The organism is Kitasatospora sp. NPDC023118 (genome assembly GCF_055560875.1).
In genome coordinates this window covers 68,453-83,797 of the sequence record NZ_JBVHHW010000001.1, presented here as the reverse complement: position 1 = coordinate 83,797, position 15,345 = coordinate 68,453, and the positions used below count along the sequence as shown (strand labels likewise).

Here is a 15,345-nt window from a genome sequence, read left to right as displayed (position 1 = left end):
GCCACGACATGTCAGAAGAGAAGCTCCCGGAGCCGCACGGCTCCGCCGGCGAGGTCGCCGAGCACGGCAACCCCTTCGCCGACCCGGGCCTGCCGGCCCACGAGCCCCGTCGCACCGACATCGACGAGCGGGCCGCCAAGCGCGCCGAGCGCCAGGTCTCGCTGATGTTCGTGGTCTCGATGCTCGCCACCATCGGCTTCATCGCCTCGTACGTGGCCATCGACCCGGACAAGATCGTCTACATCTTCCCGCTGGGGCACGTCAGCGCACTGAACTTCGCGCTCGGCCTGACCCTGGGCGTCGCGCTGTTCATGATCGGCGCGGGCGCGGTCCACTGGGCCCGCACCCTGATGTCGGACGTCGAGCTGCCGGCCGAGCGTCACCCGATCGAGGCCGACGACGAGGTCCGCGCGGACGTCATCGAGCAGTTCAAGACCGGTGCCGCCGAGTCCGGCTTCGGTCGCCGCAAGATGATCCGCAACACCCTCATCGGGTCGATGGCGCTGGTCCCGCTCTCCGGCGTGGTCCTGCTCCGCGACCTGGGCCCGCTGCCGGAGAAGAAGCTCCAGGAGACGGGCTGGAAGGAGGCCACCCCGGCCAAGCCGCTGCCGCTCGTCAACATGAGCACCATGCAGCCGCTGAAGCCCGAGGACCTCGTGGTCGGCTCGCTGACCTTCGCCATGCCGGAGGGTCTGACCACCCACGACGAGGACTTCCAGCAGCGGATCGCCAAGGACGCCCTGATGCTGGTGCGCATCGCGCCGGAGGACATCAAGGACGACAAGTCCAAGGAGCTGGGCTTCGAGGGCATCCTCGCCTACTCGAAGATCTGCACCCACGTCGGCTGCCCGATCAGCCTGTACGAGCAGCAGACCCACCACGCGCTCTGCCCCTGCCACCAGTCGACCTTCGACCTGTCGGACGGCGCGCGCGTCATCTTCGGCCCGGCCGGCCACCCGCTGCCGCAGCTGAAGATCACCACTGACGAGAAGGGCAATCTGGTCGCCACCGGCGACTTCGAGAAGCCTGTCGGCCCGAGCTTCTGGGAGCGTGCTCGATGAGTAGCGCGAGCAGCACCACCACCGGTGCCGCCAAGCCCTCCAGCACGCGCGCCAATCCCGCCAACAAGTGGGAGGCCGCGGCTGACTGGACGGACGGCCGGCTGGGGATCTACTCCCTCGCCAAGGCCAACCTGCGGAAGATCTTCCCGGACCACTGGTCCTTCATGCTGGGCGAGATCTGCCTTTACTCGTTCGTCATCATCATCCTGACCGGTGTCTACCTGACGCTGTTCTTCAAGCCCTCGATGGGCGAGGTCGTCTACAACGGCGCCTACATCCCGCTCAAGGGCATCGGGATGTCCGAGGCGTACGCCTCGACGCTCGACATCAGCTTCGAGGTTCGCGGCGGTCTGCTGATCCGCCAGATCCACCACTGGGCCGCCTTGGTCTTCGTGGCCGCGATGTTCGTCCACATGATGCGCGTGTTCTTCACCGGCGCGTTCCGCAAGCCGCGTGAGATCAACTGGGTCTTCGGCTTCCTGCTGCTGGTCCTGGGCATGTTCGACGGCTTCTTCGGCTACTCGCTGCCGGACGACCTGCTGTCGGGTACCGGTATCCGCTTCATGGAAGGCGCGATCCTCGCCGTCCCGCTGGTGGGCACCTACATCCAGATGTTCCTGTACGGGGGCGAGTTCCCCGGCACCGACATCATCCCGCGGTTCTTCACCATCCACGTGCTGCTGATCCCGGGCATCATGCTCGGCCTGCTGGTGGCGCACCTGATCCTGGTCTTCTACCACAAGCACACCCAGTGGGCGGGCCCGGGCAAGACCGAGAAGAACGTCGTCGGCATGCCGCTGATGCCGGTCTACATGGCCAAGGCCGGTGGCTTCTTCTTCCTCGTCTTCGGCATCATCGCCGCCATGTCGGCGATCGCCTCGATCAACCCGATCTGGGCCTACGGCCCGTACCGCCCCGACCAGGTGTCCACCGACGCCCAGCCGGACTGGTACATGGGCTTCTCCGAGGGGCTGATCCGTGTCATGCCGGGCTGGGAGATCAGCCTGTGGGGCCACACCCTGAACCTGGGTGTCTTCGTCCCGCTGATGATCTTCCCGCTGGTCCTGGTCGCGATCGCGGTCTACCCGTTCATCGAGGGCTGGATCACCGGCGACAAGCGCGAGCACCACATCCTGGACCGCCCGCGCAACGCCCCGGTCCGCACCGCCCTGGGTGCCGCCTGGATCAGCCTGTACCTGGTGCTGTTGGCCGGTGGTGGCAACGACCTGTTCGCCACCCACCTGCACCTGTCGCTCAACTCGATCACCTACTTCGTACGCGCCGGCTTCTTCGTGGTGCCGGTCATCACCTTCATCGTCACCAAGCGCTGGTGCCTCGGCCTCCAGCGCCGTGACAAGGAGAAGGTGCTGCACGGCCGCGAGACCGGTGTCATCAAGCGCCTGCCGCACGGTGAGTTCGTCGAGGTCCACGCCCAGCTTCCGCAGAAGGACCTGTTCAAGCTCACGGCGCACGAGCAGGTCCAGCCGATCGAGCTGCCGGCCCAGACGGACGAGAACGGCGTGGCCCGCAAGGCCGGCGTCCTCACCCGCACCCGGGCCAAGCTCTCCCGCGGCTTCTACGGCGAGGGCAGCCAGATCCCCAAGCCGACCAGCGAGGAGCACCACGAGATCACCAGCGGCCACGGCCACCACTGATCCCGTACGCACCCCGGCGTCACCCCGAGGGCCGCTGACCAGAGTTCACCTGGTCAGCGGCCCTCGGGCTTTCCTGTACCGCACCGCCTCTCCAGGAGCCCCTGTGCAGCTGTCCGTCGACCCCGCCGCCGCCACTCCCCCGTACGAGCAGATCCGCGCCCAGATCGCCGAGCGGGCCCGCTCCGGCGAGCTGCCGACCGGGCTGCGGCTGCCCACCGTCCGGGCGCTGGCCGAGGAACTGGGCCTGGCCGCCGGGACGGTGGCGCGGGCCTACCGGGAGCTGGAGGCGGACGGCGTGGTGGAGACCCACGGCCGGCGCGGCACCCTGATCGCCGCCACCGGGGACACCGCCCACCGGCTGGCCGCCGCGGCCGCCGGTGAGTACGCCGAACGGGCGAACCGTCTGGGCCTGTCCCACGCCGACGCCCTGGCCGCCGTGGTCACCGCGCTGGGGCTGGCCTACCCGGAGGCCTGAGTCGCCCCCTAGCCCCCTGCCTCCCCCCTCCCCCCTCCCCCCTCCCCCCTCCCTCCTCCCCCCCCGAGCCGAAGGGCGCGCCGCTGCCGAAAGCGAGGAGTGACAAGCGAGGCACGAGCGCCGGAACGACGAACGTCGGCAGCGGATCAGAGCGCCCGGAGGCGAGCGGGGGAATACCAGCCTCAGACCTCCGGCCGCATCATCCCCGCGGCGGGGGCCTGGGAGGCCGGTGCGGTGGTGCTGAGGGGCTGTCCGAGGGCGCTGTGCTTGACCCAGTCCGTCCAGGAGACGTTCCAGTCCCCGAAGCCGTTGCCGAAGGGCTCCATCCTGGCGCCGCGGCTGTTCACCACCGTGACCAGATCCCCCACCCGGGTGTTGTCGTAGAACCACTTGGCGTTGTCGGTGCTCATGCCGGTGCACCCGTGGCTGACGTTGTCGATGCCCTGGGAACTGACCGACCAGGGCGCCGCGTGGACGTACTCGCCGCTCCACGTCACCCGGGTGGCCCACTCGACGTTCAGGTCGTAGGAATCCGAGGTGCCGGCGGCGATACCGATCGTCTCGCCGTTCATCCGGACCGAGCGCTCCTGGCCGAGCACCACCTTGATGCCGTTGCGGGTGTCGAAGCCGGGCCTGCCGGTGGTCACCGGGATGGTCCGGAGCACCTGGCCGTCGCGCTTCAGGGTGAGCTCGTGGGCGGCCGCGTCGATCACCGACTCGACCCGCGCCCCGATCCGCAGCCGCAGCGAGCTGCGGTCGCCGCCGTAGAGGCCGTCCGCGATCCGGGTGCCGGTGCCGTCGAAGGCCAGCGAGACGGTCGTCCCGACCGGCCAGTACTCCTCCGGGCGGAAGTGCAGGTTCTTGTCGTCCACCCAGTACCAGGCGCCCGTGACGGCGGGCTGGGAGGTCACCGTCAGAGCCCGTTCGACCTCCTGGCGGGCCTGCGGGTCCTTCACCGCCTGGGAGAGCTGCACGGTGAGCGGCTGGCCGACGCCGTAGACGCCGCTGCCGGAGGAGTCCGGGCCGAGCTTGGCGGTGAGCACGCGCTGGCCGGCCAGGGTGCTGAAGCCGGCGGTGGTGTCGCCGCGGCCGTTCCTGCCGTCGTCGGCGGAGATCCGGACGCTGTACGCGGTGTCGGCCTTCAGCCGGCCGGTGGTCTGCCAGCTGCGCTGGTCGTCGGCGAGTTTGCCGGCCACCACCCGGCCGTCCGGGCCGACCACCGTGACGTCGGTGAGCCGGCTGCCCTCCACGGCCGTCACGGTGACCGGCTGGGACGGGTCGACCTTGCCCTTGGCCGAGAGGTGGACGAGCCGGGCCGCGTCGATCCGGTGGGGTCCGGACTCGTCACCGGACGAGCAGGCGGCCAGCGGGGCCAGCACTGCGAGGGTCAGCGAGATGCCGCCGATACCTGCGATTCCGCGCCTGTCGGCCATAGCCGCCTCCCAGGTTTTCGCACGATTAATCAGATCGTAGGAACGCCCTGCTCCGAACGACATCCGAGCGACCCGCCGTTCACCCGGGCGAGTGAGGCGGTCACCCCCGGGACGCGGCAGGGCCGGTTCCCCCGTGCGGGGGAACCGGCCCTGTCGGCGGAAGCTGAACCTTACTGGTTCTGGTTCTCGCCGCGGTAGAACTCGAAGACCCATCCGAAGATGCCGATCATGATGATCGGGGCGGCCCAGAACATCAGCCACCAGCCGAAGATCACGCCCAGGAAGGCGAGCGCGCCACCGAGCGCCAGCGAGAGCGGCTGCCAGCTGTGCGGGGCGAAGAAGCCCAGCTCGCCGGAGTCGTCCGCGACCTCGGCCTCGGGGTTGTCACCCGCGCCGCTGTCCACCCGGCGGGCGGTGAAGGCGAGGTAGTACCCGATGAAGGCGCAGAGGGCGAAGGCCAGGAACAGCGCCGTGGTACCGGCGGCCTCCAGACCCGGGCCCGAGTTGTTGGTCCACAGGCCGTAGGTGATGGCCATGGCCAGCACGAAGACCGACAGGCCAAGGAAGATCTTTCCCTGTTCCTTCATCAGGCGTCGCCCTCCTTCTTGCCCTTGCCCAGCTGCGGGGCGTCGTACTTCGCCGGGGTCACGCCGGCGAGGTGCTTGGCCGGCTCACCGTGGTTCTCCAGGTAGTCCAGCGCGGCGATCTCCGGGTGGTGGAGGTCGAAGGCCGGGGATTCGGAGCGGATCCGGGGCAGGGTGAGGAAGTTGTGCCGCGGCGGCGGGCAGGAGGTCGCCCACTCCAGCGAGCGGCCGAAGCCCCACGGGTCGTCCACGGCGACCTTCTCGCCGTACTTGGCGGTCTTCCAGACGTTGTAGAGGAACGGCAGGATCGACAGGCCGAGCACGAAGGAGCCGACGGTCGAGATGGTGTTCAGGGTGGTGAAGCCGTCCGAGGCCAGGTAGTCGGCGTAACGGCGGGGCATGCCCTCCGCGCCGAGCCAGTGCTGCACCAGGAAGGTGGTGTGGAAGCCGAAGAACAGCGTCCAGAAGGTGATCTTGCCGAGGCGCTCGTCCAGCATCTTGCCGGTCATCTTCGGCCACCAGAAGTGGAAGCCGGCGAACATCGCGAAGACGACGGTGCCGAAGACCACGTAGTGGAAGTGGGCGACGACGAAGTACGAGTCCGAGACGTGGAAGTCGATCGGCGGCGAGGCCAGCAGGACACCGGTCAGACCACCGAAGAGGAAGGTGACCAGGAAGCCGACCGTCCACAGCATCGGCGTCTCGAAGCTCAGCGAGCCCTTCCACATGGTGCCGACCCAGTTGAAGAACTTCACACCGGTCGGGACCGCGATCAGGAAGGTCATGAAGGAGAAGAACGGCAGCAGTACCTGTCCGGTGACGTACATGTGGTGCGCCCACACCGTCACGGACAGACCGGCGATCCCGATGGTGGCCGCGATCAGACCGGAGTAGCCGAACATCGGCTTGCGGCTGAAGACCGGGATGATCTCCGACACGATGCCGAAGAACGGCAGCGCGATGATGTACACCTCGGGGTGGCCGAAGAACCAGAACAGGTGCTGCCAGAGCATCGCCCCGCCGTTGGCCGGATCGAAGACGTGGGCACCGAACTTGCGGTCGGCCTCCAGCGCGAACAGCGCGGCGGCCAGGACCGGGAAGGCCAGCAGAACCAGCACCGAGGTCAGCAGGACGTTCCAGACGAAGATCGACATCCGGAACATCGTCATGCCCGGAGCGCGCATGCAGATGATCGTGGTGATGAAGTTGACCGCACCGAGGATCGTGCCGAAGCCGGAGAAGGCCAGACCCATGATCCACATGTCGCCGCCGATGCCGGGCGAGTGCACCGCGTCCGACAGCGGGGAGTAGGCGAACCAGCCGAAGTCGGCGGCACCGTTCGGGGTCAGGAAGCCGCAGACCGCGATGGTCGAACCGAAGAGGTACAGCCAGTACGCGAACATGTTCAGACGCGGGAAGGCCACGTCCGGGGAGCCGATCTGCAGCGGCATGATCCAGTTCGCGAAGCCCGCGAACAGCGGCGTCGCGAACATCAGCAGCATGATCGTGCCGTGCATCGTGAACGCCTGGTTGAACTGCTCGTTCGACAGGATCTGGGTCCCGGGACGAGCCAGCTCGGCACGCATGACCAGGGCGAGGATGCCACCGATCAGGAAGAAGGCGAACGACGTGCCCAGGTACAGGGTGCCGATCGTCTTGTGGTCAGTGGTGGTCAACCACTTGATGATGGTCGAACCCGGCTTCCGGGTCCGCTGCGCCCCGACCGTGACGGCCTCGGCGCCCCCGCCGGCCGCGGCGGGCTCGTTGAGGATGGTCACTTCGCTTCACTTCCCATGGTGATGAGGCCGGAAGGCACCGCACCTTCCTGGCCCTTGGCACGAAGGTCGGCCAGGTGCTTGTCGTAGTCGGCGCGGTCGACGACCTTGACGTTGAACAGCATGCGCGAGTGGTCCTCGCCGCAGAGCTCGGCACACTTGCCCACGTAGTCGCCCTTGACGGTCGGGGTGACCTCGAACTTGTTCACCACGCCCGGCACGACGTCCATCTTCATCATGAAGTTGACGGGCCAGAAGTCGTGGATGACGTCACGAGAGGTGAGCCGGAACTGCACCGTCTCGTTGACCGGCAGCCAGAGCGTCGGAACGTCCTTGGGCGTACCGACCTCGTACGCGGCGTCCTTGTTGGCCGGGTCGGGGGTCTCGGTGTTCTCGTAGTTGAACGCCCAGCTCCACTGGAAGCCCACCACGTTGACGTAGTGCTGCGGCTTCGCGGAGACGTGCGTCAGCTTCGCCTCGTCGCGGGCGACGAAGTAGAAGAGGACCGAGACGATGATGATGGGGACCGCGGTGTAGAGCGCCTCGATGGGCACGTTGTACCGGGTCTGCGGGGGGATCTCCACACCGGTGCGCTTACGCCGGTGGAAGATCACGCTCCAGATGATCAGACCCCACATCAGTACGCCGACCACCAGCGCCGCGATCCAGGAGCCCTGCCACATCTGGAGGACCATGGGTCCTTCCTTCGTGACGGGGCTCGGGAGGCCAAGCCTGGGGAGGTCGTTGGCCGAGCAGCCGGTGGCGGTCGCGATGACGAGGCCCAGTGCCAGCGCCTGAGGCAGCTTCCGCCGCATCGTGCGCCGCGGCGAGCGGTCGGAGCCGTTGGGACTCACGTAGCGCCTTCCCGAAGTCTCGCCCGCCTTCGCGTCGCACCGAAGGAGGATTGTGAGCCTCCCTGGCGACCCGTCCACGGGCACGGTTTGAATGCTTATGCGGGCCAAACCCTACTCCAGCCTTATGCGCTCCTGACGGGCAGCCCCCAGTAACGCGCCGCCCGGTCGCCCGATCAGGCCCGGCAAGGACTACGTCGCAGGTCATCGTAGGCATTCGAGGTCCTTACGCCCGATCGGGGGATGACCTCGAACAACGCGAGTGACGGCCCGTCGGTCGCGGACGAAGCGGACATTAAGGATGATCGACTGACGGCCGGTGAGCCACGCGCCCGGAGCGGAGACGCTCCCGGGTGTGCCGTTAAATGTGACCGTGTACTTCGACGTGGCTTCGACGGCCCCTCTGCACCCCGTCGCGCGGCAGGCCCTGACCGCCGCCCTGGACGAGGGCTGGGCCGATCCGGCCCGGCTGTACCGCTCCGGCCGACAGGCCCGGATGCTGCTGGACGCCGCCCGCGAGACGGTGGCCGCCGTCCTGGGCGCGCGGGCGGACGAGATCGCCTTCACCGCGAGCGGGACCCAGGCCGTCCAACTCGGCCTGCTGGGCGCCCTGACCGGGAACCGGCGGCGCGGCGGGCACCTGGTGCACTCCGCGGTGGAGCACTCCAGCGTGCTGCACGTCGCCGAGCGATGGGGGTACCCCCGGCCGGAGGCTGGCGGAGAGGCGGGCGGGGGTACGGTCTCCGTCGCCCCGGTGGACCGTACCGGACGCGTGGACCCGGAGGTCTTCGGCGCCCTGCTACGCCCGGACACCGCGCTGGCCGCGCTGCAGAGCGCCAACCACGAGGTGGGCACCGTCCAGCCGGTCGGCGAGGTCGCCGCGCTGTGCGCCGAGGCCGGGGTGCCGCTGCTGGTGGACGCGGCGCAGAGCGTCGGGCGGATGGACGTCCCGGCGGGCTGGTCGCTGCTGACCGCGAGCGCGCACAAGTGGGGCGGGCCACCCGGGGTCGGGGTCCTCGCCGTGCGCAAGGGGGTCCGGTACTCCTCGCCGCTGCCGGCCGACGAGCGCGAGGGCGGCCGGGTGCCCGGCTACGTCAACGTCCCGGCGATCGTGGCCGCGGCCGCCTCGCTGCGCGCCGTACGGGCCGAGGCCGAGCGGGAGAACGCCCGGCTCCACGCGCTGGTGGAGCGGATCCGCACCCGGGTGCCGCAGCTGGTGCCCGAGGTCGAGGTGGTCGGCGACCCGGTGCGGCGACTGCCGCACATCGTCACCTTCTCCTGTCTGTACGTGGACGGCGAGGTGCTGCTCACCGAGCTGGACCGGGCGGGCTTCGCGGTCTCCTCCGGCTCCTCCTGCACCTCCTCGACGCTGGCGCCGAGCCATGTGCTGGCCGCGATGGGGGTGCTCACCGAGGGCAACGTCCGGGTCTCGCTGCCGTACGGGACGGCCGAGGCGGACGTGGAGCGCTTCCTCACCGTGCTGCCGGACCTGGTGGCGGGCGTCCGGGCCCCGCTCGGGCTGGACCTGCCGGCGTCGGAGCCGGTAGCGCCGGAGCCGGTGGCACAGGAGCCTGTGGCGCAGACCCCGAGCGGGCGAGTCCCGCCCCGAGCCGAAGGGCGCGCCGGTGCCGAAAGCGATGAGCGACAAGCGACCGACGCAGGAGGGAGTGCCGGAGCGAAGAGCGTCGGCACCGGGTCCGAGCGCCCGGAGGCGAGCGGGCGAGTCCCGCCCCGAGCCGAAGGGCGCGCCGGTGCCGAAAGCGAGGAGCGACCAGCGACCGACGCAGGAGGGAGTGCCGGAGCGAAGAGCGTCGGCACCGGGTCCGAGCGCCCGGAGGCGAGCGGGCGAGTCACAGTCGTCGACGCGCTGGGCCAGCGCTGCCCGCTGCCGGTGATCGAGCTGGCGAAGCGGATCGGCGAGGTGCCGGTGGGCGGCACGGTCGCCGTGCTGGCGGACGACGAGGCGGCCCGGCTGGACATCCCGGCCTGGTGCGAGATGCGCGGGCAGGAGTACGCGGGCGAGGCCCCGGCCGCCGAGTACGGCGGCGACCGGGGCTCGGCCTACCTGGTGCTGCGCCGCTCCTGAGGGAGCGGGACTACTTGACCAGGCGGGCGCGGATCTCCGCGGCGGCCTCGGCGCCGTAGTTCTCCTCGAAGCGCCGCAGGAAGGCGCTCGGGCGCAGCTCGTACTCCTGGGTGCCGACGGTCTCGATCACCAGGGTGGCGAGCATGCAGCCGAGCTGGGCGGCGCGCTCCAGGTCGAGCTGCCAGGACAGTCCGGTCAGGAAGCCGGCCCGGAAGGCGTCGCCGACGCCGGTCGGGTCGACCTTGGCCTCCTCCTGCGCGCAGCCGACCAGGATCGGGGCCTCGCCCTTGCGGTCGATCCGGACGCCCTTGCTGCCCAGGGTGGTGACCCGGGTGCCGACGCGGGTGAGCAGTTCCTCGGCGCCCCAGCCGGTCTTGTTCTCGATCAGCGCGGCCTCGTACTCGTTGGTGAACAGGTACGCGGCGCCGTCCACCAGCTCGCGGATGTCGTCGCCCTCCAGGCGGGCCAGCTGCTGGGAGGGGTCGGCGGCGAAGGCGTAGCCGCGGGTGCGGCACTCCTGGGTGTGGCGCACCATGCCCTGCGGGTCGTCGGCGCCGACCAGGACGAGGTCGAGGCCGCCGACGCGGTCGGCGATCGGCTTGAGCTCGATGTTGCGGGCCTCGGCCATGGCACCGGTGTAGAACGAGGCGATCTGGTTGTGGTCCTCGTCCGTGGTGCACATGAAGCGGGCGGTGTGCCGGGTCTCGGAGATGTGGACGGAGTCGCAGTCCACGTTGTTGCGCTCCAGCCAGCTGCGGTACTCGGCGAAGTCCGCACCGGCGGCGCCGACCAGGACCGGCCGGAGCCCGAGCACGCCCATGCCGAACGCGATGTTCGGCGCGACGCCGCCGCGGCGGATGTCCAGGGCGTCGACCAGGAACGACAGCGACACGGTGTGCAGCTGCTCGGCGACGAGCTGGTCGGCGAACCGACCGGGGAACGTCATCAGATGGTCGGTGGCGATCGAGCCGGCGACGGCGATACGCACGGAGGTCTCCTCAAGATGGCAACAGGGCCAGCGGGCGGGGTCGGATGAACCCACTCACGGTACCGGGCCCGCACTGTGCGCCAGCAAGAGTGCCGCTCAAGCTGTCGCCCTCCGGCCATGGTGGCACCCCTTGCCCTCGAACGTGTACTACCTCCGGGTAGCACTGGTGGGTGTACGGAACCCGGGCCTAGGGTCGGCCTTAGAGGGGTCCGGCCGGACCGGGTGGGCCCCGACTTCGACCGTGGCAGTGCCGCCGCGGCTCTGGATCGGAGCGATGCCCGATGATTCCCAAACACTCCCCGCCGTCCGCCCTCCGGGTCGAATCCGACGGCGAGACCCTTGACGCGCTGGTGAGCTCCTCGCGGCGGCTGCGCCGGTTCTGGCCGCTGCTGGCGGCGGATCCGGAGCCGGCCGCCCCCGCGTCCGTCGGCGTCCGGGTCCCGTCCGGGGCGCAGCGGCTGGTCGCCGGGATGGCCGAGTACGGCATGATCCGTTCCGTCTGAGAACGGAACCGGATCCGACCGGGGCACGTCACATCCGCGCGGAGCGGCCGAGGGGCGGCGCCGCTGAGCCCTCGGGAGGATGTGCAGATGGACCTGGAGACGATGCCCCGGCGCGGTCGGCGGACGGTGGCCCTGGCGGCTGTGGCGCTGGCGGCGGTGGTGACGGTGGCCGGGTGCAACGGGGACGGCAAGAGTTCGGCGGATTCGGCGAGCGCCGCCGCCTCCGCGAGCTCCACGGCCTCGGCGAGTGCCTCCCCGCAGGCCCCGACGGCCTCCGGCACTCCGTCCGCGACGGCGTCCGGCGCGACCGACCGGCCGGCCCAGACGCCGCCGACCGGCGGGGCCCCGACTCCGGCCCCGCCCGCCCCGGGGCAGCCGTCGGGGGCGGCCACTCCCCCGGGCAACGCGATCGCCCCGGGCGAGCCCAACCCGGCCGGCACCGGGGCCGGCACCGCGGTGCGTCCGCCGATCGCCTACCGGGCGGACGGCGGCAACAAGCTGACCGTCTACTTCTTCGGCGGGGTCTGCACCAAGTACGCGCTGAAGGCGGACGAGTCACAGACGGGCAAGGTGGCCGTCGAGATCGTGCCGGGCCCGCCGGCCGTCCAGCCGGGGCAGGTCTGCACCGCGCTGGCCAAGCGGCAGGCGGTCGCCGCCGATCTGCGCTCGCCGCTGGCCGGGCGGACGGTGGTCGACCGGACGAGCGGCCAGGAGGTGCCGCTGGAGGGCGACCCGCACGCCGGCCCGGACCCGGTGACCCCGGACGGCGCGGCTCGGTAGCCGTGGAAACGCGTGAGGCGGCCCCGGGGAGTTCCCCGGGGCCGCCTCACGCGTTTCGGGCTGGGCCCGCGCTTCAGGCTCAGCTGAAGGAGTCGCCGCAGGCGCAGGAGCCGGTGGCGTTCGGGTTGTCGATCGTGAAGCCCTGCTTCTCGATGGTGTCGACGAAGTCGACGGTGGCGCCGCCCAGGTACGGGGCGCTCATCCGGTCGGTGACGACCTTGACGCCGTTGAAGTCCTTCACCACGTCGCCGTCGAGCGAGCGCTCGTCGAAGAACAGCTGGTAACGCAGGCCGGAGCAGCCACCGGGCTGGACGGCGACGCGCAGCGCGAGGTCCTCGCGGCCTTCCTGCTCCAGCAGGGCCTTGACCTTGGCCGCGGCGGCATCGGTGAGGAGGATGCCACTCTCGACGGTGGTCTCGTCCTGGACGGTCATCTGCTTTCTCCCGGTCTTGACGACGGTCTGCCGCCAGTGCCAACCAACGGCCGTCCGGTTTCATTTCCCGGACGGCGATGGTTTTCTGCGGCCTGTTCGGCGGCTGGTTTCCGTGGGCCGGGTGTACCACCCGTCTCCCTTACGCTCCCCATGCTCGCACAACCGGGCAGCGCAGGTCACCGCACTGGTCGTGGATCCGGGTGAACCGGCCCCGCGGCCGTCCGTCGGACGCCAGGATGTCGGCATGATCCTTCGCCAGGTCAGGGACACCGCAGAGGACGCGGAGGCCGTCCAGGAACTGTCCTTCGCCGCCTTCGCCGAGCCGACCGCCGCTCCGGCGCCGCCCGAGCCGACACCGCTGCAGCTGGCCCGGAGCCGGCACCTGGCGCGCATCGATCCCCGGGGCTGCTGGCTGGCGGAAAGCGGCGGGGAGGCGGTCGGGGTGGTGCTGTCGATGCGCCGCGAGGGCCTGTGGATGCCCTCGCTGTTCGCCGTCCGTCCGTCCGCGCAGGGCAAGGGGGTCGGCCGGCTGCTGCTGGAACGGGCCACGGCGCACGCGCGGGGCTGTCTGCGCGGGATGGTCTGCGCCTCCTCCTCCCCGGCGGCGGCCCGCCGCTACCGGCTGGCCGGGTTCACCCTGCACCCGGCGATGCGGCTGACCGGACGGGTGGACCGGAACGGACTGATCGACCCGGGGGACATCCCGGTGCACCGCGGCAACGCCACCCAGCTGCACCTGCTGGACTCGGTGGACCGGCGGCTGCGCGGGTCGGCGCACGGCCCGGACCACGAGCTGATGCTCGGGCACTTCGAGGAGCTGCTGGTCGCCGACGCGCTGGCCGGCAGCGGCTACTGCTACCGGGACGGCGGCACGGTGCGGCTGCTGGCGGCCACCAGCAAGCGGATCGCCGCCCGGCTGCTGCGCGAGGCGCTGGCCCGGGTACCGGACGGGGTCGAGGCGCGGGTGGAGTACCTGACCGCCGAGCAGGAGTGGGCGCTGGACGTCGGCCTGGAGGTCGGGCTGACGCCGGAGACCGGGGGCTTCGTCGGGGTGCGCGGGATGCGGCCGCCGAGCCCGTACCTGCCGAGCGGAGCGTTCCTGTAGGTACGCGTGCGGCCCCGCCGGGCGAGCCGGTGGGGCCGTACGCGCGGAGCGTCGATCAGGCCATGGTGTCCAGGATCTCCCGGACCATCCCCATGGTCGTGCCCGGGTGCAGGAAGGCGAAGCGGGCCACCGTCTCGCCGTCCCAGCCGGTCGGGGTCACGAAGCCGATCTGGTCCGCGAGCAGCTGCTGCGACCAGCGGTAGTAGTCGTCGTTGGTCCAGCCCTTGCGCTTGAAGCAGACGGCGGAGAGCTGCGGATCGAACAGCAGTTCCAGGTGCTCGGTGTCACGGATCAGCTGGGCGGTATCCCGGGCCAGCTGGAGGCCGGTCTCGATGGCGTCGGTGTAGGCCTGGACGCCGTGGACGGCCAGCGAGAACCAGAGCGGCAGGCCTCGGGCGCGCCGGGTCAGGTGGTAGGCGTAGTCGGTGGGGTTCCACTCGTCGCCCTCGGTGTGCAGGACGTCCAGGTAGGAGGCGTCCTGGGTGTGCACGGCGCGGGCGAGCTGCGGGTTGCGGTAGATCAGCGCGGCGCAGTCGAAGGGGGCGAACAGCCACTTGTGCGGGTCGACCACGAAGGAGTCGGCGTGCTCGATGCCGTCGTAGCGCTCGCGCACCGAGGGGGCGAACAGGCCCGCGCCGCCGTAGGCGCCGTCCACGTGGAACCACAGGTCGCGCTCGCGGGCGACCTCGGCCAGGCCCTTGAGGTCGTCGACGATGCCCTCGTTGGTGGTGCCGGCGGTACCGACGACCGCGATCACCGTTTCGGGGTTGGGGTCGGCGGCCAGGGCGGCGCGCAGCGCCTCGCCGGTGAAGCGCCGGTTGACGGTCGGGACCTTGAAGGCCTCGACGCCGATGATGTTGAAGGTGTTCTTGACCGAGGAGTGCACCTGGTCGGCGACGGCTATCCGCAGCCGCGCCGGGCCACTGTGACGACCGTCATCGGCCAGGCGGCGGCGGGCGGTGTCGCGGGCGACGACCAGGGCGGAGAGGTTGCCCGCCGATCCGCCGGAGACGAAGCAGCCGCCGGCCGTCTGGGGCAGGCCCGCGCGGTCGGCGATCAGCCGCAGCACCTGGTTCTCGGCGGCTATCGCGCCGGCCGCCTCCAGCCAGGAGATGCCCTGCAGCGAGGCGCAGGAGACGACCATGTCGAACAGCAGCGCGGCCTTGGTGGGGGCGCACGGGATGAAGGACAGGTAGCGCGGGCTGTCGGCGGAGATGACCGCGCGGGACAGCTCGTGGTCGTAGAGCTTGAGCACGTCGGCCGGGTTGTTGCCGTCCTGGTTCAGCAGGCCGGACAGCTGGGCGCGCAGGTGCTCGCCGTCACCGGGGTGGTCGAGCGGAACGGGGTCGTACTGCAGCCGCTCCCGCATGTAGTCGAAAACCAGGTCGACCAGTTCGTTGTCGGGCCGGTGCATGCGGTCGGGTGCTGCGGACACGGCTGTCCCTCTCGGCTGTGGGTGTCGGGGGGATCCGGTCTACGGGACGCCTCACCGCGCTGACCGGACGTGATCAGCGTAGGCAGCGGCGGTGCTTCGACGCGCGTCGGAACGCGGCTGGTCGGGCAGGTTTCGAGCGTCTTCTGGCGGGTCCGCGCAGGATTCCTGCGTGGGGCCGGAC

General features: G+C 70.5%; 14 protein-coding genes. 7 read left to right on the top strand and 7 right to left on the bottom strand.

The genetic code is table 11. The features are described 5' to 3' along the window. The first annotated feature begins 8 nt into the window (after positions 1-8). From qcrA to ACZ3UD_RS00335, 3 genes are all read left to right on the top strand, one after another. Positions 9-1,061 (top strand): cytochrome bc1 complex Rieske iron-sulfur subunit, encoded by a 1,053-nt coding sequence (gene qcrA, locus ACZ3UD_RS00345; protein WP_465580553.1) that lies wholly within the window; start codon positions 9-11, stop codon positions 1,059-1,061. Next, positions 1,058-2,716, top strand: a complete 1,659-nt coding sequence (gene qcrB, locus ACZ3UD_RS00340; protein ID WP_465580550.1) for a cytochrome bc1 complex cytochrome b subunit — start codon at positions 1,058-1,060, stop codon at positions 2,714-2,716. Before qcrA ends, qcrB begins: the two co-directional genes overlap by 4 nt. 103 nt (positions 2,717-2,819) lie before the next feature. Beyond that, complete coding sequence (locus tag ACZ3UD_RS00335) at positions 2,820-3,191, top strand: GntR family transcriptional regulator (RefSeq protein ID WP_465580547.1); 372 nt, start codon at positions 2,820-2,822, stop codon at positions 3,189-3,191. A gap of 182 nt (positions 3,192-3,373) precedes the next feature. Here the strand turns inward: ACZ3UD_RS00335 and ACZ3UD_RS00330 are convergent, their stop codons facing one another. From ACZ3UD_RS00330 to ctaC, 4 genes are all read right to left on the bottom strand, one after another. Then, positions 3,374-4,624 carry a L,D-transpeptidase gene (locus ACZ3UD_RS00330; RefSeq protein ID WP_465580545.1) on the bottom strand — a complete coding sequence of 417 codons (1,251 nt, stop codon included), beginning with the start codon at positions 4,622-4,624 and terminating at the stop codon, positions 3,374-3,376. A 170-nt stretch (positions 4,625-4,794) separates the two neighbouring features. Then, entirely contained in the window at positions 4,795-5,211 is a 417-nt protein-coding gene (locus ACZ3UD_RS00325) for a cytochrome c oxidase subunit 4 (protein ID WP_189915175.1), read from the bottom strand. Next, entirely contained in the window at positions 5,211-6,986 is a 1,776-nt protein-coding gene (ctaD, locus tag ACZ3UD_RS00320) for an aa3-type cytochrome oxidase subunit I (protein WP_465580542.1), read from the bottom strand. Before ctaD ends, ACZ3UD_RS00325 begins: the two co-directional genes overlap by 1 nt. Next, on the bottom strand, positions 6,983-7,837 hold the full coding sequence (gene ctaC, locus ACZ3UD_RS00315; protein ID WP_465580539.1) for an aa3-type cytochrome oxidase subunit II: 855 nt from the start codon (positions 7,835-7,837) through the stop codon (positions 6,983-6,985). The genes ctaD and ctaC overlap by 4 nt, the downstream gene beginning before the upstream one ends. Before the next feature lie 364 nt (positions 7,838-8,201). On the opposite strand from ctaC, the gene ACZ3UD_RS00310 reads away from it, so the two are divergent. Continuing rightward, complete coding sequence (locus tag ACZ3UD_RS00310) at positions 8,202-9,920, top strand: aminotransferase class V-fold PLP-dependent enzyme (RefSeq protein WP_465581363.1); 1,719 nt, start codon at positions 8,202-8,204, stop codon at positions 9,918-9,920. A gap of 10 nt (positions 9,921-9,930) precedes the next feature. Here ACZ3UD_RS00310 and ACZ3UD_RS00305 read toward each other — a convergent pair whose 3' ends face one another. Continuing rightward, positions 9,931-10,908: a carbohydrate kinase family protein gene (locus ACZ3UD_RS00305; protein WP_465580536.1), complete on the bottom strand. Its 978-nt coding sequence runs from the start codon at positions 10,906-10,908 to the stop codon at positions 9,931-9,933. Positions 10,909-11,189: 281 nt separating this feature from the next. Between ACZ3UD_RS00305 and ACZ3UD_RS00300 the strand changes: the two genes are divergently transcribed. Together ACZ3UD_RS00300 and ACZ3UD_RS00295 are read left to right on the top strand one after the other, a co-directional pair. Next, positions 11,190-11,411 (top strand): hypothetical protein, encoded by a 222-nt coding sequence (locus tag ACZ3UD_RS00300; protein WP_465580534.1) that lies wholly within the window; start codon positions 11,190-11,192, stop codon positions 11,409-11,411. An 87-nt stretch (positions 11,412-11,498) separates the two neighbouring features. Next, positions 11,499-12,191: a hypothetical protein gene (locus tag ACZ3UD_RS00295; protein ID WP_465580531.1), complete on the top strand. Its 693-nt coding sequence runs from the start codon at positions 11,499-11,501 to the stop codon at positions 12,189-12,191. Between the two features lie 79 nt (positions 12,192-12,270). On the opposite strand, the gene erpA is transcribed toward ACZ3UD_RS00295, so the two are convergent. Beyond that, positions 12,271-12,624, bottom strand: a complete 354-nt coding sequence (gene erpA / locus ACZ3UD_RS00290) for an iron-sulfur cluster insertion protein ErpA (RefSeq protein ID WP_387623529.1) — start codon at positions 12,622-12,624, stop codon at positions 12,271-12,273. A gap of 244 nt (positions 12,625-12,868) precedes the next feature. Here erpA and ACZ3UD_RS00285 point away from each other — a divergent pair, with 244 nt between their 5' ends. Next, positions 12,869-13,729 (top strand): GNAT family N-acetyltransferase, encoded by an 861-nt coding sequence (locus ACZ3UD_RS00285; RefSeq protein ID WP_465580529.1) that lies wholly within the window; start codon positions 12,869-12,871, stop codon positions 13,727-13,729. 55 nt (positions 13,730-13,784) lie between these two features. Here ACZ3UD_RS00285 and ACZ3UD_RS00280 read toward each other — a convergent pair whose 3' ends face one another. Beyond that, on the bottom strand, positions 13,785-15,164 hold the full coding sequence (locus ACZ3UD_RS00280; RefSeq protein WP_465580526.1) for a pyridoxal phosphate-dependent decarboxylase family protein: 1,380 nt from the start codon (positions 15,162-15,164) through the stop codon (positions 13,785-13,787). Between the last annotated feature and the right edge of the window lie 181 nt (positions 15,165-15,345).